Source organism: Bradyrhizobium sp. Rc2d (assembly GCF_900099855.1).
Lineage (GTDB): Bacteria > Pseudomonadota > Alphaproteobacteria > Rhizobiales > Xanthobacteraceae > Bradyrhizobium.
In genome coordinates, this window is sequence record NZ_FNCU01000045.1 from 30,881 (window position 1) to 52,349 (window position 21,469).

20 protein-coding genes are annotated in these 21,469 nt (G+C 65.0%); 10 read left to right on the forward strand and 10 right to left on the reverse strand.

What is annotated here, in order from left to right; all coding sequences use genetic code 11:
- Positions 1–12 precede the first annotated feature (12 nt).
- Entirely contained in the window at positions 13–930 is a 918-nt protein-coding gene (ltnD, locus tag BLV07_RS35815; RefSeq protein ID WP_091895289.1) for an L-threonate dehydrogenase, read from the reverse strand.
- Positions 931–1,035: 105 nt separating this feature from the next.
- Between ltnD and otnC the strand changes: the two genes are divergently transcribed.
- Positions 1,036–1,710, forward strand: a complete 675-nt coding sequence (otnC, locus tag BLV07_RS35820; RefSeq protein WP_176945976.1) for a 3-oxo-tetronate 4-phosphate decarboxylase — start codon at positions 1,036–1,038, stop codon at positions 1,708–1,710.
- A gap of 178 nt (positions 1,711–1,888) precedes the next feature.
- On the opposite strand, the gene BLV07_RS35825 is transcribed toward otnC, so the two are convergent.
- From BLV07_RS35825 to BLV07_RS35850, 6 genes are all read right to left on the reverse strand, one after another.
- Positions 1,889–2,593, reverse strand: coding sequence for an ABC transporter ATP-binding protein (locus BLV07_RS35825; RefSeq protein ID WP_091895295.1), 705 nt, complete (start codon positions 2,591–2,593; stop codon positions 1,889–1,891).
- Entirely contained in the window at positions 2,577–3,308 is a 732-nt protein-coding gene (locus BLV07_RS35830; protein WP_091895298.1) for an ABC transporter ATP-binding protein, read from the reverse strand. Before BLV07_RS35830 ends, BLV07_RS35825 begins: the two co-directional genes overlap by 17 nt.
- Entirely contained in the window at positions 3,305–4,288 is a 984-nt protein-coding gene (locus BLV07_RS35835) for a branched-chain amino acid ABC transporter permease (RefSeq protein ID WP_091895301.1), read from the reverse strand. The genes BLV07_RS35830 and BLV07_RS35835 overlap by 4 nt, the downstream gene beginning before the upstream one ends.
- Positions 4,288–5,166, reverse strand: coding sequence for a branched-chain amino acid ABC transporter permease (locus BLV07_RS35840; protein ID WP_091895304.1), 879 nt, complete (start codon positions 5,164–5,166; stop codon positions 4,288–4,290). Before BLV07_RS35840 ends, BLV07_RS35835 begins: the two co-directional genes overlap by 1 nt.
- A 209-nt stretch (positions 5,167–5,375) precedes the next feature.
- A complete protein-coding gene (locus tag BLV07_RS35845) occupies positions 5,376–6,620 on the reverse strand; it encodes an ABC transporter substrate-binding protein (protein WP_091895307.1) in 1,245 nt (414 codons plus the stop codon).
- Positions 6,621–6,709: 89 nt separating this feature from the next.
- Positions 6,710–7,525, reverse strand: coding sequence for a putative hydro-lyase (locus BLV07_RS35850; RefSeq protein WP_091895310.1), 816 nt, complete (start codon positions 7,523–7,525; stop codon positions 6,710–6,712).
- Between the two features lie 120 nt (positions 7,526–7,645).
- Between BLV07_RS35850 and BLV07_RS35855 the strand changes: the two genes are divergently transcribed.
- From BLV07_RS35855 to BLV07_RS35870, 4 genes are read left to right on the forward strand one after another with little or no spacing between them, the layout of a single operon-like run.
- Positions 7,646–8,563 (forward strand): LysR family transcriptional regulator, encoded by a 918-nt coding sequence (locus BLV07_RS35855; RefSeq protein WP_091895313.1) that lies wholly within the window; start codon positions 7,646–7,648, stop codon positions 8,561–8,563.
- Between the two features lie 32 nt (positions 8,564–8,595).
- Entirely contained in the window at positions 8,596–9,846 is a 1,251-nt protein-coding gene (locus BLV07_RS35860) for a Zn-dependent hydrolase (protein ID WP_091895316.1), read from the forward strand.
- Between the two features lie 12 nt (positions 9,847–9,858).
- Positions 9,859–10,770, forward strand: coding sequence for an NAD(P)-dependent oxidoreductase (locus BLV07_RS35865; protein WP_091895319.1), 912 nt, complete (start codon positions 9,859–9,861; stop codon positions 10,768–10,770).
- A gap of 11 nt (positions 10,771–10,781) precedes the next feature.
- Entirely contained in the window at positions 10,782–11,855 is a 1,074-nt protein-coding gene (locus BLV07_RS35870; protein ID WP_091895322.1) for a malate/lactate/ureidoglycolate dehydrogenase, read from the forward strand.
- Positions 11,856–12,043: 188 nt separating this feature from the next.
- On the opposite strand, the gene BLV07_RS35875 is transcribed toward BLV07_RS35870, so the two are convergent.
- Positions 12,044–13,117, reverse strand: coding sequence for a tartrate dehydrogenase (locus BLV07_RS35875; protein WP_091895324.1), 1,074 nt, complete (start codon positions 13,115–13,117; stop codon positions 12,044–12,046).
- Positions 13,118–13,272: 155 nt separating this feature from the next.
- On the opposite strand from BLV07_RS35875, the gene BLV07_RS35880 reads away from it, so the two are divergent.
- Both BLV07_RS35880 and BLV07_RS35885 read left to right on the forward strand, forming a co-directional pair.
- Entirely contained in the window at positions 13,273–14,049 is a 777-nt protein-coding gene (locus BLV07_RS35880; protein ID WP_091895327.1) for an SDR family oxidoreductase, read from the forward strand.
- A gap of 147 nt (positions 14,050–14,196) precedes the next feature.
- A complete protein-coding gene (locus BLV07_RS35885; protein ID WP_091895330.1) occupies positions 14,197–15,615 on the forward strand; it encodes an amidase in 1,419 nt (472 codons plus the stop codon).
- Between the two features lie 150 nt (positions 15,616–15,765).
- Here the strand turns inward: BLV07_RS35885 and BLV07_RS35890 are convergent, their stop codons facing one another.
- Both BLV07_RS35890 and BLV07_RS35895 read right to left on the reverse strand, forming a co-directional pair.
- On the reverse strand, positions 15,766–16,872 hold the full coding sequence (locus tag BLV07_RS35890) for an amino acid ABC transporter permease (RefSeq protein ID WP_091895333.1): 1,107 nt from the start codon (positions 16,870–16,872) through the stop codon (positions 15,766–15,768).
- A 2-nt stretch (positions 16,873–16,874) separates the two neighbouring features.
- Positions 16,875–18,062 (reverse strand): amino acid ABC transporter permease, encoded by a 1,188-nt coding sequence (locus tag BLV07_RS35895; protein ID WP_091895419.1) that lies wholly within the window; start codon positions 18,060–18,062, stop codon positions 16,875–16,877.
- Positions 18,063–18,150: 88 nt separating this feature from the next.
- Here BLV07_RS35895 and BLV07_RS35900 point away from each other — a divergent pair, with 88 nt between their 5' ends.
- The 3 genes from BLV07_RS35900 to BLV07_RS35910 are packed head-to-tail and all read left to right on the forward strand — an operon-like array spanning position 18,151 to position 21,402.
- Positions 18,151–19,023, forward strand: a complete 873-nt coding sequence (locus tag BLV07_RS35900; protein WP_091895336.1) for a MurR/RpiR family transcriptional regulator — start codon at positions 18,151–18,153, stop codon at positions 19,021–19,023.
- Between the two features lie 3 nt (positions 19,024–19,026).
- Complete coding sequence (locus tag BLV07_RS35905) at positions 19,027–20,376, forward strand: aspartate aminotransferase family protein (RefSeq protein ID WP_091895338.1); 1,350 nt, start codon at positions 19,027–19,029, stop codon at positions 20,374–20,376.
- 12 nt (positions 20,377–20,388) lie between these two features.
- Positions 20,389–21,402, forward strand: a complete 1,014-nt coding sequence (locus BLV07_RS35910) for an amino acid ABC transporter substrate-binding protein (RefSeq protein ID WP_091895341.1) — start codon at positions 20,389–20,391, stop codon at positions 21,400–21,402.
- The last annotated feature ends 67 nt before the right edge of the window (positions 21,403–21,469 follow it).

Here is a 21,469-nt window from a genome sequence, read left to right on the forward strand (position 1 = left end):
GTCCTCTCAGTTCTACTTGTCGCCGGGCAGCTTGACGCCGGTGACCTGCGCATACATCCGCGCCACCGACGCGTCGTCGTCGCGGCCCATGCCGGCGGCTGATGTCATCAGAAACATCTGAAGTGCGGCGGCAGAGACCGGCACCGGGAATCTGGCGCTGCGCGCCATGTCCTGGATGATGCCGAGGTCCTTCACGAAGATCTCGACCGCGCTACGCGGCGTGTAGTCGCCGTCGAGCACATGCGGCATCCGGTTCTCGAACATCCAGGAATTGCCGGCGGAGGCCGTGATCACCTCATAGACCTTGCGGATGTCGAGGCCCTGCTTGGCCGCGAACGCCATCGCTTCCGAAGCCGCGGCGATGTGCACACCGGCGAGGAGCTGATTGATCATTTTGAAGGCAGCGCCCTGCCCCGCGGCGTCACCGAGCTCATAGAGCTTTGCGGCCATGGCGTCGAGCGCTGGGCGCGCGCTGGCAAAAGCGGCGGAGCTGCCGGAAGCGAGGATGGTCAGCTCACCTTGCGCGGCGCGCTGGGCTCCGCCGGAGATCGGCGCATCCAGATAATGCCGGCCGGTGGCCTCCAACTGCTTGGCAAGGCGCCGCGCGATATCCGGGTCCATGGTCGCCGAGGATATGAAGACGCTGCCCTTCGGCATGGTCTCTGCGGCGCCGTCTTTGCCGAACAGGACGGTTTCGGTCTGGGCGGCGTTGACCACGACGCTGACGACGATATCGGCGTCCTTGGCCGCCTCGGCCGGCGTCCTGGCGCCTGCGCCGCCGTCCTTCACGAAGCGCGCGACGGCATCCGCCGAAACGTCGCAGCCGGTCACGGTATGGCCGGCACGCCTCAGCGAGGTCGCCATGCCAAAGCCCATCGAGCCGAGCCCGATCACGGCGATGCGCTGATTTTGTGACGTGGAGGCAGACATGCAACTAACCCTTGCGAAACGTTTCCCGGACGGCCGCCCTTTGCGGCGGCTCGGCGCACCGATAACACGGCTTGGCCGCGCTGCCAAAGCGTGAGACAAGCAGGCATGACGGCCATGAACAATGAGACACGGCTGCGTGAGGATATCTGCCGCTTCGGGCGGTCGCTGTTCGAGCGCGGACTGACGCCGGGCTCCTCCGGCAATATCAGCGTCAAGCTGGACGATGACGGCTGGCTGGTGACGCCGACCAACGCCTCGCTCGGCTTCCTCGACCCCGCGAAGCTCTCGCGGCTGGATAACCGGGGCCGGCTGGTTTCGGGCGATGCGCCGACCAAGGAAGTTCCGCTCCACACCGCGCTCTACGACACGCGCGGCAGCGCGCGCGCGATCGTGCATCTGCACTCGACCCATTCGGTCGCGCTCTCGATGCTGCCCGAGATCGACCCGCGCGCCGCGCTGCCGCCGATGACGGCCTATTACCTGATGAAATGCGGCGCCACCGCGCTCGTGCCCTATTACCGCCCCGGCGACCCTGCGGTGGCGGACGCCATCAAGGGCCTGGCGGGGAAATATTCATCGGTGCTGCTCGCCAATCACGGCCCTGTCGTCGCCGGCGACACGCTGGAGGCGGCTGTGTTCGCGACGGAGGAGCTGGAGGAAACGGCGAAGCTGTACCTGCTGCTGCGCGGCATGAGCCCGCGCTATCTGTCGCCGGAGCAGGTGAAGGATCTGGTGAAGGTGTTCGGGGTGACGTTGCCGGAGCATGGGGATGGGCATTAGCAGCTGATCATGGGCGGACGAGCGCCACCTCACCCACTGCCGTCATTCCCCGCGAAGGCGGGGAATCCAGTACGCTGCGGCTTCTCCGTATCCCGCTGACGTCTCGGAGTACTGGATCGCCCGATCAAGTCGGGCGATGACACCGAGGTGTTGCGCGAGCGCACCCGACACTTCGCGCCTAAAGCCCCAGATACGCCTTCCGCACATCCGGATTGCCCTTGATCTCCGCGGACGGACCCTGCATCAGCACGCGGCCGGTTTGCAGGATGTAGGCGCGGTCGGCGATCTCCAGACACTCGGCCATGCGCTGCTCGACGATCAGCACGGTCATGCCGGCGTCGCGGATCCGCTTCACCGCCTGAAAAATCTCGTCGACAAGCTTCGGCATGATGCCCTGCGAGGGCTCGTCCAGCATCAACAGCCGCGGGCGCGTCATCAGCGCACGGCCGATCGCGAGCATCTGCTGCTCGCCGCCGCTTAGCGTCTCGGCGCGCTGCTCGAGCCGTTCGGACAGGCGCGGGAACAGATTGAAGACGAGATCCAGCGGCTCCTCGCGGTTTGCCTCGCCGCGATAGAGATAGCTGCCGAGACGAAGATTGTCGCGCACTGACAGGCGCGGAAACAGCCGGCGGTTCTCCGGCACATAGGCGATGCCGGTGGCGGTGATGTGGTGCTGCGCCATGCCGTCGAGGCGCTTGCCGTCGAACGTCACGGAGCCCGAACGCGGGCGCTCGGCGCCGGCGATGGATTTGAGCAGCGTCGACTTGCCCGCGCCGTTGGCGCCGGCGACGCAGACGATCTCGCCCTTCTGAACCTCGATCGAGACCGCGGAGATCGCGACCAGGCCCTGATAGGCCGTCGTGACTTCACGCACCGACAGCATGACGATCTCCCAGATATGCGCTGATCACCTTGGGATCGCGGACGACCTCGGTGGGCTTGCCCTCGACCAGCACCTTGCCGAGGTCGAGCACGATGGCGCGATCGACCAGCGGCATCACGATCTCCATGACATGCTCGACCATCAGCACGGTAATGCCGGCATCGCGCACCTTGCGCACCAGCGCCACGCCGATCTGCGCCTCCGTCGGCGTCAGGCCGGTGAGGACCTCGTCGAGCAGCAGCAGCTTCGGTTCGGTCGCGAGCGCACGGGCGACTTCGAGGCGGCGCTTCTCGGCTGGCACGAGGTCGCTTGCGAGCACGTCGGCGCGCGCGGCAAGGCCGGTGAACTCCAGCACCTCATGCGCCTTGCGGCGCGCCTCGCGCATCACGGTGTTACGAACCAAAGCACCGACAATGACGTTGTCGATAACCGTCATGGTCTCAAAGCTCTTCACCACCTGGAAGGTGCGGCCGATGCCGCGCTGGCAGCGCTCGGCCGCCGGCATATGAGTGACGTCCTCGCCGTCGAACCAGATCGAGCCTTGCGTCGGCGGCAGCACGCCAGCGATGAGGTTGAACAGCGTCGACTTGCCGGCGCCGTTCGGGCCGATCAGGCCGACGATCTCGCCGCGGCCGACCGAGATCGAGACGTCGCTGTTGGCGACGAGGCCACCAAAACGCTGCCAGACGCCACGGGTTTCGAGGAGCGCGGTCATCGTGTGGCCCCCTTAGCTTTTGCGCGTGAGAAAAGGCTCACCAGACCCTGCGGCAACGCGAGCGAGATCAGCACGATCAGGGCGCCGTAGACGATGAGGTCGACGCCGCGCCCGGAGCCGCCGATATAGGAGCGCGTCAGCTCGGTCATCGGGATCAGGATGGCAGCCCCTAACACCGGCCCCCAGAGGGTGCCGATGCCGCCGAGCACGGCCGGCAACGCCATCAGCAGCGAGAACTGGAAGCCCATCACGCTCTCTGGATCGATATAGGCGAGAAACTGCGCATAGAAGGCGCCGCCAATGGCGACGAGGAAGGCGGAAACGGCTGCCGCGCCCATCTTGGAGTTGAACACGACGACGCCGAGGCTTTCGGCCGCCTCCGGATTGTCCTTCACCGCACGCCACCAAAAGCCCCATTTGGAGTCTTCCAGCCACCAGGTGACGAACCAGGCGAGGCAGCAGAGCGCCAGCGCGAAATAGAAGTACGGCAGCTTGGTGCGCAGGAACTGGAATTTCAGCCAGCTGTCGCCGCGGATCGGAATGGTGATGCCCATCGCAGCTCCCGCCCACTCCCAGTTCTGGAACAGCAGCAGACCGATTTCGGCGATGACGATGGTCGCGATCACGAAGTAATGGCCGCGCAGGCGGAAGAAGGGATAGCCGAGGCCCATCGCGATCAGGGCGGCAATCACGCCGCCGCCGAGCATGCCGAACCAGGGCAGCACACCGAACTTGGTGAACAAGAGCTCGGTGGTGTAGGCGCCGATGCCGAAATAGAGCGCATGGCCCAGCGAGATCTGTCCGCAATAGCCGGAGAGGATGTTCCAGCTCTGCGACAGCGCCGCATACATCAAGGTCAGGACGAGGATGTTCTGGACGTAGACATCCTTGATGAACAGCGGCGCGAGCGCTGCGAGCCCGGCCAGCACCGCGGCGATGATGAGGTCGCGGCGGCGCCGCGCGGCAAAATTCTTGTCCATCACATCGACCCGAACAGGCCACGCGGCCGGATGAAGACGACGAGCAGATAGACGGCGTAGATGCCGACCGATTTCAGCGACGGCGGCAGCACCAGTGCGGTGACCGCTTCGACGAGACCGACGATGATGCCACCAGCGAAGGCGCCGAACACGCTGCCGAATCCGCCGAGCGCCACCGTGACATAGGCGATCAGCGCAAAGGACGCGCCGACATCGGGATAGATGTAGAAGAACACCGCCATGATGGCGCCGGCCAGACCGACCAGCGCTGCGCCAAGGCCCCAGCCCAGCGCGAACACGCGGTTCTTGTCGATGCCGACGAGGGCCACCGCGCCGGGATCCTCACGCGTCGCTTCCAGCGCACGGCCGAAATCGGTGCGATGGATGAAGAAATAGAGGCCGGCAAAGGCGAGAATCGAAACCAGCGCGCCGATCAGCTGCGGCTCCGGCAGGAAGATGCCGGCGACCGATATCGTCTTCCCGCCGAGCCATGACTGCGGAATGCTGCGATAATCAGGCGTGAAGAAGAACTGCGCCAGGCCGCGCATCACGATGGCAAGGCCGAAGGTTGAGAAGATCTGCACCATGCCGGCATTGGCCTTGGCTCGCATGGCGAAGCGCACAATCAGTAAGTAGACGACAGCTCCGAACACGAACAGCGCCGCGGCGACCAGCGGTGCCGACAACAGGGGATCGATGGCAAAGAACGCGAACAGAAAGAAGCTCGCATACATCGCGATCATCAGGAACTCGCCATGGGCGAAGTTCACGACGTCCATCAGGCCGAAGATCAGCGCGAGGCCGACCGCAATCAGTCCGTAGAGCAGGCCCATGAGCAGGCCGCTCGCGAGACTCTGGATAATGGCTTGGGCTGTCAAAAGTCGTCCCCCACAAATGCGCTCAGGATAAGCGCGGAAGCTACCTCCTCCGTCATTGCGAGGAGCTCGCGACAAAATTGCGAAGCAATTTTGCGCTGATGCGACGAAGCAATCCAGACTGTCTCCGTGGATACATTTCTGGATTGCTTCGCTTCGCTCGCAATGACGGCGCGGTGAAGCAGCTCGATTTTCTATCCTGCTCCCGCCGCTTACTTCATCGGCCAGCTTGCCTCGGCGATCGCGGCCTGCGGCGGGAAGATGGTGACGAACTTACCGCCGACATATTGCAGCAGCACCGGGTCGGCGTCGTTATTCTGGCCCGCTTCGTCGAACTTGACGCGCTTCCAGGGCATGATGGTCTGCTCGCCGGGGATGTCGGTCGCGGCCAGCGCGTCGCGGATCTTCTCGCCATCGGTCGACTTGGCGCGGCTGATGGCATCGGCGAGGATGATCAGGCCCATGAACTGGCGCGAGGTGAGGTCGTTGAAGTCCTTGCCGGACCGCGCCTTGAACATCGCGTTGATCTTGCCGACCATCGGACGCTTCTGCGCGAGGTCGAGCGAGAAGGTGCCGCGCGAGATCACGCCTTCGAGCTTGTCACCGACGGCATCATAGAGCGCCTTCTCCGAGAAGCCGGCGTCCTGCGCCACGATCGCGTTCGGCTTGTAACCGAGCTCGGCCATGGTCTTGACCAGCAGGATGCCGTCGGTGGTGTAGCTCGAGGGCATCAGCACGTCGGCATTGGCGGTCTTGAGCTGCTGCACCTCGGCCGACAATGACGGCGAGTTGGCGCGATACTTGATGTCGGTGACGATCTTGTAGCCGCGCTCGCCGGCGATCTTGGCCTGGGCGTTGCCGGAGTCGGTGCCGAAGATGGTGTCCTCGTGGAACAGCGACAGCGTCTCGATCTTGGTGCCCTTCTTCTTCATGGCATCGAAGAAATCGAACATCGCGGCCGAGTACATCTCGTCATGCGGGGCGGCGCGGAAGTAATATTTGAGGCCGCGGCGATGCAGGCTCGGCGAGGAATTGTCGGCGGAGACGAACGGGATCTGGTAGCGCTCGCAGATCTGGCTGACGGTGACGGCGACCGCGCTCTGATAGGTGCCGATGATGGCGGCGACCTTCTCCTGCGTGATCAGGCGCTCGGCCTCGGCGCGGCCCTTCTGCGGATCGGCCTGGTGGTCGGCGAACACGAGGCGCACCTTGGCGCCGCCGAGGCCCGGCAGGCCCTCACCTTTCGCCAGCGGCAGGTCGAAATCGGTGTCCTTGTTGATGACTTCGAGCGCGGTCTCATAGGCTTTCTGGGCATCGACGCCCTGCTGCGCGCTGCCGCCGGAGAACGGATAGATCACGCCGATCACGACTTCCGAAGTCTGTGCGCGCGCGGCCAGCGGCACCAGCGCGGCTGTAGCGGTAGCTCCCAACAACACGTCGCGGCGAGAGATCGTCATGACAAAGTCCCCTGTTACTGAATTTCGGCTGATCGAATGAAGTGATTGATGGCTGCGGTAAAGCCCGAACAAGCAGCAAACGCTGCCTGCTAAATCACGGCCATGGTCCTGTTCTTGAGATCCGTCACCAGCATCAGCCCGGGCGAATGCGTGATCGCGAACGGCAGCTTCGCGGCGTTGATGACGGATTGCGGCGTGACGCCACAGGCCCAGAACACCGGAATCTCATCATCGGCGACCGGCACGGGATCGCCGTAGTCGGGCTTGGCAATGTCCTTGATGCCGATCAGATGCGGATGGCCGAGATGCACGGGCGCGCCGTGCACGGCCGGATAGCGCGAGGTGATCTGCACCGCGCGGATCGCATCCGCCGGCTTGAACGGACGCATCGACACCACCATCGGGCCGGCAAACGGTCCGGCCGCGCCGCAGGCGATGTTGGTGCGATACATCGGCACGCGCACGTTCTTCTCGATGTGGCGGATCGGCATTCCCTCCTCAAGCAGGGCCTCTTCGAACGAGAAGGAGCAGCCGAGCACGAAGGTGACGAGATCGTCGCGCCAATGCTTCGTCACGTCGGTCGGCTCGTCGACGACCTCGCCGTCGCGCCAGACGCGATAGCGGGGCACGTCGGTGCGGATGTCGAGATCGGCACCGAGCGAAGGGATGTAAGGGCTGCCGACATCGGACATCCCAATGATCGGGCACGGCTTCGGATTGAGCTGGCAGAAGCGGTGAAAGGCGCCGGCACATTCCGCCGGCAGGATCGCCAGATTGCCCTGAACGAATCCTGGGGCGACGCCGGCGGTGGAGGCGACCAGCCCGTTGCGGTAGGCGAGCCGGGCCTTGCGGCTCGGGAGCATGTCGGGCGTTTCAGTTTGCTGCGCTGCCACCAAAACAGTCATGTGATCGACCTGCCTATAAACTCGACAAAGACAAGCCAACACCAAGCGTGCTATAAAGTCTAATCGTCGTTTCTAATCAATCTCGATAAATCTGATTTATCGACTGGGAAAATCCTTCCAATGCTGGACTTCAGGTCGATCGAGACATTCCTCTGGGTTGTGAAGCTCGGCAGCTTTCGGGGCGCCGCACAACGGCTCAATACCACCCAGCCGGCGATCTCCCAGCGTATCGCCCAGCTCGAGCGCGAGATGGGCGTGAAGCTCCTCAATCGCGATCATCGCGTGGCCTCGCCGACACCGAGCGGCCGGCAGATGATGGTCTATGCGGAGAAGCTGATCGGCCTGCGGGCCGCGATGATGGCGGAGATCGGCGACCGCTCGGCGATGCGCGGCGTCATGCGCCTCGGTGTCGCCGAGACCATCGTGCACACGTGGCTGCCGCGCCTGGTGAAGAGCGTGAACGAGGTCTATCCGAACCTGTCGCTGGAGATCGAGGTCGACATCACGCCGAACCTCACCGCGCGCCTGCTCGCGCAGGAGATCGAGCTTGCGTTTGTGGTGGGACCGCTGTCCGCTTCCGGCGTGCACAATCGCGTGCTCGCCGATTATCCGATCGGATTCCTCGCAAGCCCCTCGCTCGGCCTCGGCCAGGGTCCGGTGACGCCGGCGGAGCTCGCGCGATTTCCAATCATCACCTTTCCGCGCAAGACCAAGCCTTACGAGGTCGTGCGCGAAGTGTTCGACCGGCCTGAGCTGCCGCCGATCCGGCTGCACGCCTCCGCCTCGCTGGCCACCGTCATCCACATGGCGGTAGAAGGACTCGGCATCGCCGTGATCCCCGACGCCATCGTCGAGAACGAGCTTGCCGACGGGCGGCTGCAACTGCTCGACACCGATCTCGCGATCGCGCCGCTGACCTTCACCGCGAGCTGGCTCGCCTCGCCCGACGTCGTGGCAGTCGAGCGCGTCGCCGAGCTGGCACGGCAAATTGCGCAGAGCAGCCTCGCGGTTGACGCGCCCGCGCTGGCGCGTCATTGAAAAAGGCGCCGGACAATTGAGAGACTGACCGCATGAGCCGAGCCGCCACCAACCTGCAGATCGATTCCGCCCGCCTCTGGGGCTCCATCCACGAGACCGCGCAGTTCGGCGCGACGACCAAGGGTGGCGTGCGGCGGCTAACGCTGAGCTCCGAGGACAAGCAGGTCCGCGACTGGTTCCGCAAGGCCTGCGAAGACGCGGGCCTGGAGGTGCATGTCGATGCGCTCGGCTCGATGTTCGGCCTGCGCAAGGGACGCGACATGTCGAAGCCGCCCGTCGGCATCGGCTCGCATCTCGACACCCAGCCGACCGGCGGCAAGTATGACGGCATTCTGGGTACGCTCGGCGCACTCGAAGTGATCCGCACGCTGAACGATGCCGGCATCGAAACCGAAGCGCCGATCTGCGTCGTCAATTGGACCAACGAGGAAGGCTCGCGCTTCGCACCGGCGATGATGGCCTCCGCGGCTTACGTCGGCGACTTCACCACCGATGACATTTTGTCGCGCAAGGACGCCGAGGGTACGACCGTCGGCCAGGCGCTCGACGGCATCGGCTATCGCGGCGACAAGCCGGTCGGCTTCCAGAAGCTCGGCTGCTTCGTCGAACTGCACATCGAGCAGGGCCCGATCCTGGAGGCCGAAGGCAAGACCATCGGCGTGGTCGATTCCGGTCAGGGCGTGCTGTGGTACGACGGCAAGATTTCCGGCTTTGAGAGCCATGCGGGATCGACGCCGATGCCGCTGCGGCGTGATGCGCTGGCGACACTGTCGGAGATCGTGCTGGCGATGGAGGCGATCGCGAAAAAGCACGGGCCGAACGCGGTCGGCACCATCGGCGAGGCCGTGATCGCAAACCCTTCGCGCAACGTCATTCCCGGCGAGATCGCCTTCACCATGGATTGCCGCAGCGCGGATGGTGCTATCATGGACGCGCTCGATCGCGAATTGCGCGCCGCGATTGCCGAGATCGCCGCGCGCCGCAAGGTCGAGGTCAAGATCGACCTGGTCTGGCGCAAGCCGCCGACGCATTTCGATCCCAAGCTGATTGCGGCGGTCGAGAACGCGGCGAAGACGCTCGGCTATTCGTCTCGCCGCATCACCTCCGGAGCTGGCCACGACGCCTGCAACCTCAACACCGTCATACCGGCGGCAATGGTGTTCGTGCCCTGCAAGGACGGCGTCAGCCACAACGAGCTGGAGGACGCCACGCAGCCCGACTGCGCCGCGGGCACCAACGTTCTCATGCACACCGTGCTGGCGATCGCCGGCGTCGCGTCCTGACCGGAGGGAGCCATGTGCGGAGTTTTCGTCGACGCCAATGAAACGCTTGCCCTGATCATGGAGCGGCTGGAGAAGCCGGGCGATCCCAAGGTGCGGATCCACCGGAATCCCGACATCAAGCCCGAGCAATACCCCGAGATCCTCGACGGCGCCGAGATCGCCATCGTCGATCACACCGCGCTGCCGACCGACGTCGCGAAGAAGTGCGCAGGGCTGAAGCACGTCGTATTCCTCGGCACCGGTGCGCGCAGCTACATGAATCCGGAGGAACTGGCCGAACTCGGCATCTCCGTGCATCTGATCAAGGGCTACGGCGATACGGCGGTGGCGGAATCCGCGATCGCGCTGATGTGGGCCTCCGCCCGCGTCATCGCGATGATGGATCGCGAGATGCGCGGCGGCAACTGGCTGCGCGAGGACGGCATGCAGCTCACCGGCAAGACACTCGGGCTGATCGGCTTCGGCGGCATCGCCGCGGAAGTTGCGCGCATTGCGTCCGGCAGCGGCATGAAGGTGATCGCCTGGAACCGCTCGCCGAAGAGCTGTCCTGGCGTGGAATTCACCGATCTCGACACCGTGCTGGCAAGGAGCGACGTCGTATCGCTGCATCTGCTGCTCAACGACGAGACGCGCGGCATGATCACGCGCGAGAAGATCCTTGCGATGAAGCGTGGCGTCGTCCTCATCAACACCGCCCGCGCCGCGATCGTCGACGAGGCTGCGATGATCGACGCGCTGAAGTCGGGCCACATCCGCCATGCCGGTCTCGACGTATTCAACATCGAGCCGCTGCCCGGCGATCATCCGCTGACGAAACTGCCGAACGTGACGCTGTCGGCGCATTCCGCCTTCCGCACGCCGGAAGCGAGCGAGAACCTGATTGGCGCGGCGTGGGAGCACTGCCGCCGGATCGTGAAGGGATAAGAACAACAACAATGGCCGATTACCGCACCATCAAGGCAGAGCCGCTCACCAATGCCATCCACGCCATCGTCAAGGCGGGTGGGTCTACCGACCGCGAAGCGGAGCTCGTGTCCACCAATCTCGTCGAGGCCAATCTTAGGGGACATGACTCTCACGGCGTCGGCATGATCCCGCGCTATGTCCAGAGCGTCACCAACGGCGGCCTCGCCGTGAACCAGCACGTCAAGATCGTGCTCGACACTGGTCCGCTCCTCACCCTCGACGGCCTCACCGGCTACGGCCAGGTGATCGGCCAAGAAGCGATGGAGCTGGCGGCCGAGCGCGCCAAGCGCAACGGCGTGTGTCTCGTCGGCCTCTCCAACTCGCACCACATCGGCCGCATCGGCCACTGGGCCGAGCAGTGCATCGATCACGGGCTGGTCTCGATCCACTTCGTCAACGTGATCTCGCGCCCGATCGTGGCGCCCTGGGGCGGCAGCGATGCGCGCCACGGCACCAACCCGTTCTGCGTCGGCATCCCGCGCAGGGGCAAGGAGCCGATCGTGCTCGACTTCGCCACCAGCAGGATCGCGCAGGGCAAGACCCGCGTGGCCCACAACAAGGGCGTCGAGCTGGAGCCCGGCACCATCATCGACAATGAAGGCAAGCCAACGGTCGACCCGCGCTACACCGTGATCCCACCGTACGGCGCCATCCTACCGTTCGGCGAGCACAAGGGGTCGGGCCTCGCGTTGGTCTGCGAAATCCTCGGCGGCGCCCTCTCCGGCGGGCAGGTGGTCAAGAGCCCGTCCGACGGCAAGTACAACGTCCTCAACGGCATGCTCTCGATCGTCATCGATCCCAACAAGCTCGGCACCGCCGAAAACCTCGCACGCGAAGTCGAGAGCTTCGTCGCCTGGCACACCGGCTCCCCGCCCGCCTCCGGCGTCGACAAGGTGAAGATCGCCGGCGAGCCTGAACGCGAGACCAAGAAGAAGCGGCTGGCCGAAGGCATTCCGATCGATCCGAACACCTGGCAGGAAATTCTGGATGCCGGGAAGCGGTTCGGGCTGGATCAGGCCGCGATCGAGAAGATCGTGGGCTGATTGGGACGAAGTAATCTCAACCGATGTCGTCCCGGACGAGCGCAGCGTAGCGGAGCGCGGATCCGGGATCCATAACCACAGGAAGTGGTTTGGCGAAGACTCGGGGTTAGCAGCTCACGTCGCAACCACTTCCTGTGGTGATGGGTCCCGGCCTTCGCCGGGACGACCCCCGCAGTTGTTAGCGTGCCCTAATCCACCATCTCTGCCACCGCCTTGCCGCAGGCCGTCGTGTCGGCGTTACCGCCGAGGTCCTTGGTCCGGAGCGTGCGTTCGGCGAGCGTGCGCTCGATCGCGTCGACGATCGACTTGCCGGCTTCCTTCTCGCCGAGATGTTCCAACATCATCGCGCCCGACCAGATCATGCCGATCGGGTTGGCGATGCCCTGCCCCGCGATGTCAGGCGCCGAGCCGTGCACCGGCTCGAACACCGAGGGGAAATCGCCCTCGGGATTGATGTTGCCTGACGGCGCAATGCCGATGGTGCCGGTGCAGGCCGGGCCGAGATCGGAGAGGATGTCGCCGAATAGATTGGAGCCGACCACGACATCGAACCAGTCCGGATGCAGCACGAAGTTCGCGGTAAGAATGTCGATGTGGTACTTGTCCCACTTCACGCCCGGGAACTTCTTGGCCATCGCCTCCACGCGTTCGTCCCAATAGGGCATCGTGATGGAGATGCCGTTCGATTTCGTCGCCGACGTCAGGTGCTTCTTCGGCCGCGACTGCGCGAGCTCGAAGGCGAACTTCAAAATGCGATCCACGCCGGTGCGGGTCATCACCGTCTGCTGTGTCACGAACTCACGGTCGGTGTCCGGGAACATGCGGCCGCCGACGGAGGAATATTCGCCTTCGGTGTTCTCGCGCACCACCCAGAAATCGATGTCGCCGGGCTTGCGGTTCGCCAGCGGGGACGGCACGCCGGGCATCAGCCGAACCGGGCGCAGGTTCACATACTGGTCGAACTCGCGACGAAACTTGATCAACGAGCCCCACAGCGAGACGTGGTCCGGAATCTTGGCCGGCCAACCGACCGCACCGAAATAGATCGCATCGTGCTTACCGATCTTTTCCTTCCAGTCATCCGGCATCATCTGGCCGTGCTTCTCGTAATAGTCCCAGGACGAGAAGTCGGAATGGTCGAATTGCAGGGACACCCCGTGCTTCTTCGCCGCCGCCTCCAGAACGCGCTGGCCCTCAGGCATCACTTCCTTGCCGATGCCGTCGCCGGGAATGACCGCGATCCGGTATTGTTTCTTACTCATCGAGAATGTCCCTGGTTGGTTCGGCAGCCGCCGCCTTTTGATCGCACTGCAATGGACCAAACGCGGCGGCAGTGCAACGCTGCACTGCAATGTTGACCATGGCGCGACCGAGCGCCTACTGATTTGATCCTGTTCCTGTCCTGCGAGTCCCCTTCATGGATCTGCATCTGCGTGGCAAGCGCGTCCTGATCACGGGCGCATCCAAGGGCATCGGCGCGGCCGCCGCCGAGGCGTTTGCCGAGGAAGGCGCGCATCTGCTGCTCGCTGCCCGCAGCGGCGAGCAGCTCAAGGCGCTGGCCGAGCGGTTGCGCTCCGCGCACCAGGTCGATGCCGCGACGAGTATCGTCGATCTACGCAAAGCCGAGGACATCGCGCGGCTCGCCAAGGAAGCTGCGGACATCGACATCCTCGTCAACAACGCCGGCGACATCCCTGGCGGGTCCATCGACAAGATCGACGAGGCGACCTGGCGGCACGCCTGGGAATTGAAAGTGTTCGGCTACATCAACCTCACGCGGCAGATCTATGCGCAGATGAAGGCCAAGGGCGGCGGCGTGATCGTTAACGACATCGGCGCGGCCGGCGAGAAGTTCGATGCCAATTACATCTGCGGCAGCGCCGGCAATGCCGCGCTGATGGCCTTCACCCGTGTGCTCGGGGGAAAAAGTCTCGCCGACAACATCCGCGTGGTGGGCATCAATCCCGGCCCTGTCGGCACCGACCGCCACGTCACCCTGCTCAAGACGCGGGCAAAGCACCAATTCGGCGACGAGAGCCGCTACAAGGAATTCCAGAAGAGCCTGCCGCTCGGGCGCCCTGCGCATGCGCGCGAGATCGGCGACCTCATGGCGTTCCTGGCGTCGGACCGCTCGGGCTACACGTCCGGGGTGATCTATACCGTCGATGGCGGCATCAGCGCCGGGTGGGGTTAGAATTCGGCGCTGGTTATGACCACGCTGCGCGCCGCACACACCGTCGAGCGCAGCGAAGCAATCCGGACCGCCGCTGCGGTTGCATTCCTGGATTGCTTCGCTGCGCTCGCAATGACGACACCAAGAACGGGCATAGGAGTAAAATAGTTGTCTCAAGAGCTGATCCGCGAAACCGCGTGCACCGTCGTCGACAAATTGCGGTCTGGCGACGTCTCGCCGCTCGAACTGCTGGACGTATTGGAAAAGCGCATCAGTGAAGTCGATGGCAAGGTCAACGCGCTGCCGACGCTGTGCTTCGATCGCGCCCGGGATAACGCCAAGGCGCTGATGCAGAAGCCGGCCGGCGCGCGCGGGCTGCTCGCGGGCCTGCCGGTGCCGATCAAGGATCTGACCGACGTTGCGGGCGTGCTGAACACCCAGGGCTCGCCGATCTTCAAGGACAACATCCCCGCGAAATCCGACCTCATGGTCGAGAACCTCGAGGCCAATGGCGCGGTGGTCTACGCCAAATCCAACACGCCGGAATTCGGCGCTGGCGCCAACACCTTCAACGAGGTGTTCGGTGCGACCCTCAATCCCTGGGATACTTCGAAATCTGCCGCCGGCTCCTCCGGCGGCGCGGCAGTGGCGCTGGCCACTGGCATGGCCTGGCTCGCGCAGGGCTCCGACATGGGCGGCAGCCTACGCAGTCCGGCAAGTTTCTGCGGCATCGTCGGCATGCGGCCGAGCATCGGCCGCGTCGCGCATACGCCGAAGGCGGGCATCGACCGCAATCTCGGCGTGCAGGGCCCGATGGCCCGCAACGTCGAGGATCTCGCGCTGCTGCTGGATGCCATGAGCGGCGACTATGCCGCCGATCCGCTGTCGCTGCCGGCGCCTCTGACGTCGTTCCTGTCGGCTGCGCAGTCCGGCAAGAAGCCGAGGCGTATCGCCTATTCGCCCGATCTCGGCATTACGCCGGTCGATCCCGAGGTCAAGGCGATCACACGCAAGGCGGCTGAACGCTTCGCCGAGGCCGGCGTCACCGTCGAGGAGGCGCATCCGGACTGGCGCGAGGCGCATGAATGCTTCCACGTGCTGCGCGCTTTCGACTTCGCGATCAGCAAGGCGCAACTTCTCCGCACCAAGCGTGACCTGCTCAAGCCAGAGGTGATCTGGAACATCGAGGAAGGCCTCAAGCTCACCGTCGAGCAGCTCGAACGTGCCGAGGCCCACCGCGTCGGCATGACCGCGCGCGCGGTCGAGTTCTTTAGCACCTACGATCTCCTGCTGGTGCCGACCACGATCGTGCCGCCCTTCCCGGTCGAAAATCGCTATGTCGCCGAATGCGCGGGTAAGCGATTTGACAATTACGTCGAATGGCTCGGCATCGTCTATGCCATCACGCTCGCTTGCTGCCCATCACTGTCGCTGCCCTGCGGCTTCACGGCGTCGGGCCTGCCGGTCGGCGTGCAGGTGGTCGGCGCACCGCGTGCGGATGCGCAAGTGATCGCAGGCGCGAAGGTGCTGGAGGATATATTGGGCCTGCGCGGCACGACCCCGATCGATCCGAAGGTAAAGAAGTAGCCTCTCTCATGCCCCGGACGCAGCGCAGCGCCTCTTCGGCGGTGCGCTGCAGAGCCGGGGCCCACCTCGCCGAGACCTCTTGTGCATCTCCTGGGTCCCGGCTCCGCGGCGCAGCGCTGACGCGCTGCACCTTGTCCGGGACACGAGACCTCACCTCCCGCTCGTCGCCTCCAGACTCCGGCTGTAGCGCGACATCGCAAAGCAAAAGACAAAATAGATTGCGGCGACGAAGATATAGACCTCGACGGAAAACTGCTGCCAGGCGGGATCGATGATCGCGGTCTTCGCCGTCGTCAGCAGGTCGAAGATGCCGATGATCAGCACGAGACTGGTGTCCTTGAAGAAGGCGATGAAGGTGTTGACCAGCGGCGGGATGACGTGGCGGATCGCCTGCGGCAGGATGATCAGCCGGTTCTTGCGCCAGTAGGACAGCCCGAGCGCGTCGGCAGCCTCATATTGACCACGCGGCACGGCCTGAAGGCCACCGCGGATGACTTCGGCAAGGTAGGCGCCCGCGAACAGGATGATCGCGATCTGTGCCCGCAGGAGCTTGTCGATGTTGAAACCACTGGGCATGAACAGCGGAAACATCACGCTGGCCATGAACAAGAGGCTCACCAGCGGCACGCCGCGGATCAGCTCGACATAGAGCACACTGAGCGAACGGATCGCTGGAAGCTTTGAACGCCTGCCGAGCGCGACAAGGATGCCGAGTGGAAAGCCGAACGCGAGTCCAAACGTCGCCAGGATCAGCGTGACCGGCAATCCGCCCCAGCGATCCTGCGAGACGAAAGAGAGTCCCAGCACCCCGCCCCACATCAGCACGCTGATTAGCGCGAGCGCACCGATCCAGATGAAAACGAGCTCGCGCCGCCACAGGGCGCGGCGGGTCGAGAGATAGAACAGCGCGATGAACAGCACGACCGACAGCGCCGGCCGCCACTGCTCGTGGAACGGATAGGTGCCGAACAGGATGAAGCGGTACTTTTCAGGAATGACCGCCCAGCAGGCGCCGATGCCGCGCACCGCGCGGCAAGCGCTGGAATCATTCACCGGCGTAAGCCAGACCGCACTGGCAACGCCCCATTGCACGAAGCTGAACACACCCTTCGCGAGCACCGCCAGCAGCACGATCGTGAGGATGCTGTTCGGGATCGACGAGAACAAGTTGCTGCGCAGCCAACGCAGCATCGGATTGCCAACTTGCGGGCGGCGAGCGGCACGCGGCACATCCGGCATATCGCTGATCGCCGTCATCCTCAGCGCTCCACCAGCGCGATGCGCGCGTTGTACCAGTTCATGAAGAAGCTGATGCCGAGACTGATGGTCAGGAATACCGCCATGATCAACGCGATCGCCTCGATCGCCTGACCTGTCTGGTTCAGCGTGGTGTTCGCGATCGAGACGACATCCTGGTAGCCGATCGCGACCGCAAGCGAGGAGTTTTTTGTCAGATTGAGGTACTGGCTCGTCATCGGCGGCACGATGACACGTAGGGCCTGCGGCAGGATGATCTGCCGCAGCATGAAGCTGCGGCGCAGACCGAGCGCGTTGGCGGCATCCCACTGTCCCCGCGGCACCGACTGGATGCCGCTGCGCACGATCTCGGCGATGAAGGCCGAGGTGTAGGTGACGAGTGCGATCAGCAGCGCGAAATATTCGGGCGCCAGCGTCAGCCCGCCGACGAAGTTGAAGCCGCGCAGCTGGGGCCATTCGATCCGCCAGGATACGCCGAGCAGCACGGACACCAGCGCCGGCAACGCAATCACCAGCGCAACCGCAAAGGGCCAAGCTGGCCGCGGCTTGCCATCGCGCATCTGCTGCGCGATCTGCCATCGCCGGACGACATAGAACACCGCGCAACCCAGCACCGCGGCGCCGAGGACCGCGAGGTGCGGCGGGCCGAACGGGATCGCCGGCAGGATCAAGCCGCGATTGGAGAGGAACACACCCTCGACAGGTCGCCACGCGGCGCGTGCAGCCGGCAGCGCCTGCATCAACACGTACCAGAACAGGAGCTGAAGCAGCAGCGGGATATCGCGAAGCGTCTCGACATAGACCGCGGCGAGCCGTGACAGCAGCCAGTTCGCCGACAATCGCGAGATGCCGATTAGCGTGCCCAAAATCGTCGCGAGCACGATCCCGATCACGGCAACGCGCAAGGTGTTGGCGACGCCGACGACGAAGGCCCAGAGGTAAGTGTCTCTCGGACTATAGGCGAGCAGACTGTCGGCGATGGGCATGCCGGCCTCGCGGCCGAGGAAGGCAAAACCGGTGGTGATGCGGCGGGCCGAGAGGTTGGTGACGGTGTTGGACCAGAGGAAGGCGACGACCGCAACCGCGATGCCGACGACCAGGACCTGCCAGAACAGGCCCTTCAGCTCGCGGCGCCCGAAGGCGCCGAAGAAGCGGCGGCGCGGCGGCGGTCTCGGCGCATCTGAGGTCACGGCACAAAAATCCTTCTCAAGGGGCAGCGATTTCCGGCAGCGCACGTCAACTGTTGCACCAAACTTCGATTCATGCAACAAATGTTTCATGGCCGAGCCCGCGAAATCCTCGCCGTTGAGCGAGCTGCGTATTGCATTGCCATCGCTCCCGATGCGCTTGCAGGAGGTCGGACGCTTCGTCGCCGCCAACGATTACGACGCCACCACCCGTTCGATGCGCGATCTCGCGGCGGAAGCCGGCGCCGATCCTGCCGCGTTCACGCGGCTTGCGAAGGCGATCGGCTATTCGGGCTGGGAGGAGTTGCGCGCGGCGCTGACCGAGGCGCGGCGGCCGTCGCAGACCGCGCCCTTCTCCGGCCGCGCAAGAGGCCGTCGCCACGGGCCGAACGCCGATGTCGCGCTCGTCACCAACAAGCTTGCGGCCGAGGCCGCCGGCCTTCCGCGGATCCCGGCACACCCGATCGCGGAAGCTGCCTGCGCGCTGCACGATGCCAAGCGGATCTGGATCGCCGGCTATCGCAGCTGCCGCAGCGTCGCGGAATTGCTGAACTACGAGCTGCGACTGTTTCGGCCCGAGCAGGTCCAGCTCGTCGGCGCTTCCGGGCCCGACGACCTCGATCTCGGCGCGTTCCGGCCCGGGGAAGCCGTTATCGTCGTCGGCTTCCTGCCCTACACGCATGCAAGCGTCCGCGTCGCACAGGCAGCCTATCGCGCCGGCGCGACACTGATCGCCATCGCGGATAGTCTCTCGGCACCAATGGCCGAGGGCGCCGACCACGTGCTGCTGTTCGAGGCGGCGTCCTCTCCGGGCTTCTTTCCGAGCCTCACCGGCGCGATTGCGATCGCGCAGTCGCTCGCGGCGGTCACGTTCTCGCTCGGCGGCGTTGCCGCGAAGAAGCGTCTGGAAAGTACCGAGGCGCGACTCGCTGCGACCTCCACTTACGTCCCAGAGAAAGGTTGACCCATGGCCGCTCGCACCAGCCGCGTGCTGCACCGCTCGTTGCGCGAAGCGCCGCCCAAGGCGATCGGCGGTGAAGGCGTCTATCTCTTTGCCGAGGACGGCCGGCGCATCATCGACGCCTCCGGCGGCGCGGCGGTCTCCTGCCTCGGGCACCAGCACCCGCGCGTGATCGCGGCGATGGCGAAGCAGGCCGCGACGCTTGCCTATGCTCATACGGCGTTCTTCTCCTCCGAGCCGGCCGAGGCGCTGGCTGAAGCGCTGGTCGGGCATGAGCCCGGCGGTCTCGCCTACGCCTATTTCGTCAGCGGCGGATCGGAGGCGATCGAGGCCAGCATCAAGCTCGCCCGGCAATATTTCATCGAGCGCGGCGAGCCGCAGCGGCAACACTTCATCGCCCGGCGGCAGAGCTATCACGGCAACACGCTCGGCGCGCTGGCCGCCGGCGGCAATGCCTGGCGGCGCGCACCCTATGCACCGCTACTCTCGGCGGCATTCAGCCACGTGACGCCGGCCTTCGCCTATCACGAGAAGCGCGAGGACGAGTCGGATGCGCAGTTCGTCGCGCGCCTCGCCGCCGAGCTCGAGGCCGAGTTTCAGCGGCTTGGCCCCGACAGCGTGGCGGCGTTCCTCGCCGAGCCCGTCGTCGGCGCCACCGCCGGCGCCGTGACTGCACCCGACGGCTACTTTAAGGCCATGCGCGAGATCTGCGACCGGCACGGCGCGCTGCTCATCCTCGACGAGGTCATGTGCGGCATGGGCCGCACCGGCACAACGCACGCCTGGGAGCAGGAAGGTGTCGCGCCCGACATCCAGGCCATCGCGAAGGGTCTCGGCGGCGGCTATCAGCCGATCGGCGCGATGCTCGCGAGCGGCAAGATCGTCGACACGATCCGCGCCGGCTCCGGCGCGTTCCAGCACGGTCACACCTATCTGGCGCATCCCCTCGCCTGCGCGGCCGCGCTCGCGGTGCAAAACGTGATCCGCGAGGAGCGCCTGCTCGATCAGGTCAGGGAGCGCGGACGACAACTCGAGCAACGGCTGACCGAACGCTTCGGCAATCATCGCCACGTCGGCGACATCAGGGGCCGCGGGCTGTTCTGGGCGATCGAGCTCGTCGCCGATCGCGCCAGCCGCACCTCGTTCGACCCGGCGCTCAAGCTGCACCAGAAAATCAAGGCGGAGGCGCTCGCCAACGGGCTCGGCTGCTATCCCGGCGGCGGCACCGTGGACGGGGTGCGCGGCGACCACGTGCTGCTGGCGCCGCCCTATATCGCTTCCGCAGACGAGATCGACCTGATCGTCGACAGGCTCGGCACGGCCGTCGACAACGTGTTGCGTAGTGTCAATCACTGAGGGGAGACTAGCATGATGAGGAAAGTGGTTATCGCAGCGGGCGTGCTCGCGGCATCGACGGTCGTCGCGTCGGCCGCGACGCTCGACACGGTGAAGAGCCGCGGCACGCTGGTGTGCGGCGTCAGCGCCGGCTTTGCCGGCTTCTCCGCGCCGGATTCGCAAGGCAACTACAAGGGTCTCGACGTCGACTATTGCCGCGCCCTCGCGGCCGGCGTGCTCGGTGATCCCAACAAGGTGCGTTACGTCTCGCTGACCGCGCAGAACCGCTTCACCGCGCTGCAATCGGGCGAGATCGACGTGCTCTACCGCAACTCGACCCAGACATACTTGCGCGGCGTGACGCTGGGCCTGCGGCAGGGGCCGATCAACTTCTACGACGGCCAGGGCTTTGTCGTGAAGAAAGACCTCGGCGTGAAGGAGCTGAAGGACCTCAAGGGCGCCACCGTCTGCGTGGCTCAAGGCACCACACATGAGGTCACGCTGGGCGACTACGGCCGTGCCAACGGTATCGACTGGAAGCCGCTGGTGTTCGACCGCATCGACACCATGTACCAGACCTTCTTCGGCGGCCGCTGCGATGCCATGACCCAGGACGCCTCTGCGCTCGCGGGTGCCGTGACGACCGCGGCGCCGAACCCGGCCGACTACGTCGTGCTGTCGCAGACCATCAGCAAGGAGCCACTCGGCCCCTTCACCCGCAACGGCGACGAGGTCTGGAGCGACATCATCACCTGGCTGCATTACGGTCTGATCGAGGCCGAAGAACTCGGCGTCACCCAAGCCAATGTCGACGAGATGGCGAAGTCGCAGACGCCTGCGATCCAGCGGCTCCTCGGTGCCTCCGGCGACCTCGGCTCGCGGCTTGGGCTCGACAACAAATGGCTGGTCACGGCGATCAAGGCCACCGGCAATTATGGCGAGATCTATGAGCGCAATGTCGGCAAGGCCAGCACGCTTAAGCTCGATCGCGGCCTCAACGGCCTCTGGAGCAAGGGCGGCTTGATGTACGCGCTGCCGTTCAAGTAGACGGTGCTTCACCTCTCCCCGCCTGCGGGGATCGGTCGACCGCGCAGCGGTCGGGTGAGGGGGAGCT

Excerpts from the sequence above, each read along its gene's own strand:
- ltnD (WP_091895289.1), bottom strand. The coding sequence starts at position 930 with ATGTCTGCCTCCACGTCACAAAATCAGCGCATCGCCGTGATCGGGCTC.
- otnC (WP_176945976.1), top strand. The coding sequence starts at position 1,036 with ATGACGGCCATGAACAATGAGACACGGCTGCGTGAGGATATCTGCCGC.
- BLV07_RS35825 (WP_091895295.1), bottom strand. The coding sequence starts at position 2,593 with ATGCTGTCGGTGCGTGAAGTCACGACGGCCTATCAGGGCCTGGTCGCG.
- BLV07_RS35830 (WP_091895298.1), bottom strand. The coding sequence starts at position 3,308 with ATGACCGCGCTCCTCGAAACCCGTGGCGTCTGGCAGCGTTTTGGTGGC.
- BLV07_RS35835 (WP_091895301.1), bottom strand. The coding sequence starts at position 4,288 with ATGGACAAGAATTTTGCCGCGCGGCGCCGCCGCGACCTCATCATCGCC.
- BLV07_RS35845 (WP_091895307.1), bottom strand. The coding sequence starts at position 6,620 with ATGACGATCTCTCGCCGCGACGTGTTGTTGGGAGCTACCGCTACAGCC.
- BLV07_RS35850 (WP_091895310.1), bottom strand. The coding sequence starts at position 7,525 with ATGACTGTTTTGGTGGCAGCGCAGCAAACTGAAACGCCCGACATGCTC.
- BLV07_RS35855 (WP_091895313.1), top strand. The coding sequence starts at position 7,646 with ATGCTGGACTTCAGGTCGATCGAGACATTCCTCTGGGTTGTGAAGCTC.
- BLV07_RS35860 (WP_091895316.1), top strand. The coding sequence starts at position 8,596 with ATGAGCCGAGCCGCCACCAACCTGCAGATCGATTCCGCCCGCCTCTGG.
- BLV07_RS35865 (WP_091895319.1), top strand. The coding sequence starts at position 9,859 with ATGTGCGGAGTTTTCGTCGACGCCAATGAAACGCTTGCCCTGATCATG.
- BLV07_RS35870 (WP_091895322.1), top strand. The coding sequence starts at position 10,782 with ATGGCCGATTACCGCACCATCAAGGCAGAGCCGCTCACCAATGCCATC.
- BLV07_RS35875 (WP_091895324.1), bottom strand. The coding sequence starts at position 13,117 with ATGAGTAAGAAACAATACCGGATCGCGGTCATTCCCGGCGACGGCATC.
- BLV07_RS35880 (WP_091895327.1), top strand. The coding sequence starts at position 13,273 with ATGGATCTGCATCTGCGTGGCAAGCGCGTCCTGATCACGGGCGCATCC.
- BLV07_RS35890 (WP_091895333.1), bottom strand. The coding sequence starts at position 16,872 with ATGACGGCGATCAGCGATATGCCGGATGTGCCGCGTGCCGCTCGCCGC.
- BLV07_RS35900 (WP_091895336.1), top strand. The coding sequence starts at position 18,151 with ATGGCCGAGCCCGCGAAATCCTCGCCGTTGAGCGAGCTGCGTATTGCA.
- BLV07_RS35905 (WP_091895338.1), top strand. The coding sequence starts at position 19,027 with ATGGCCGCTCGCACCAGCCGCGTGCTGCACCGCTCGTTGCGCGAAGCG.
- BLV07_RS35910 (WP_091895341.1), top strand. The coding sequence starts at position 20,389 with ATGATGAGGAAAGTGGTTATCGCAGCGGGCGTGCTCGCGGCATCGACG.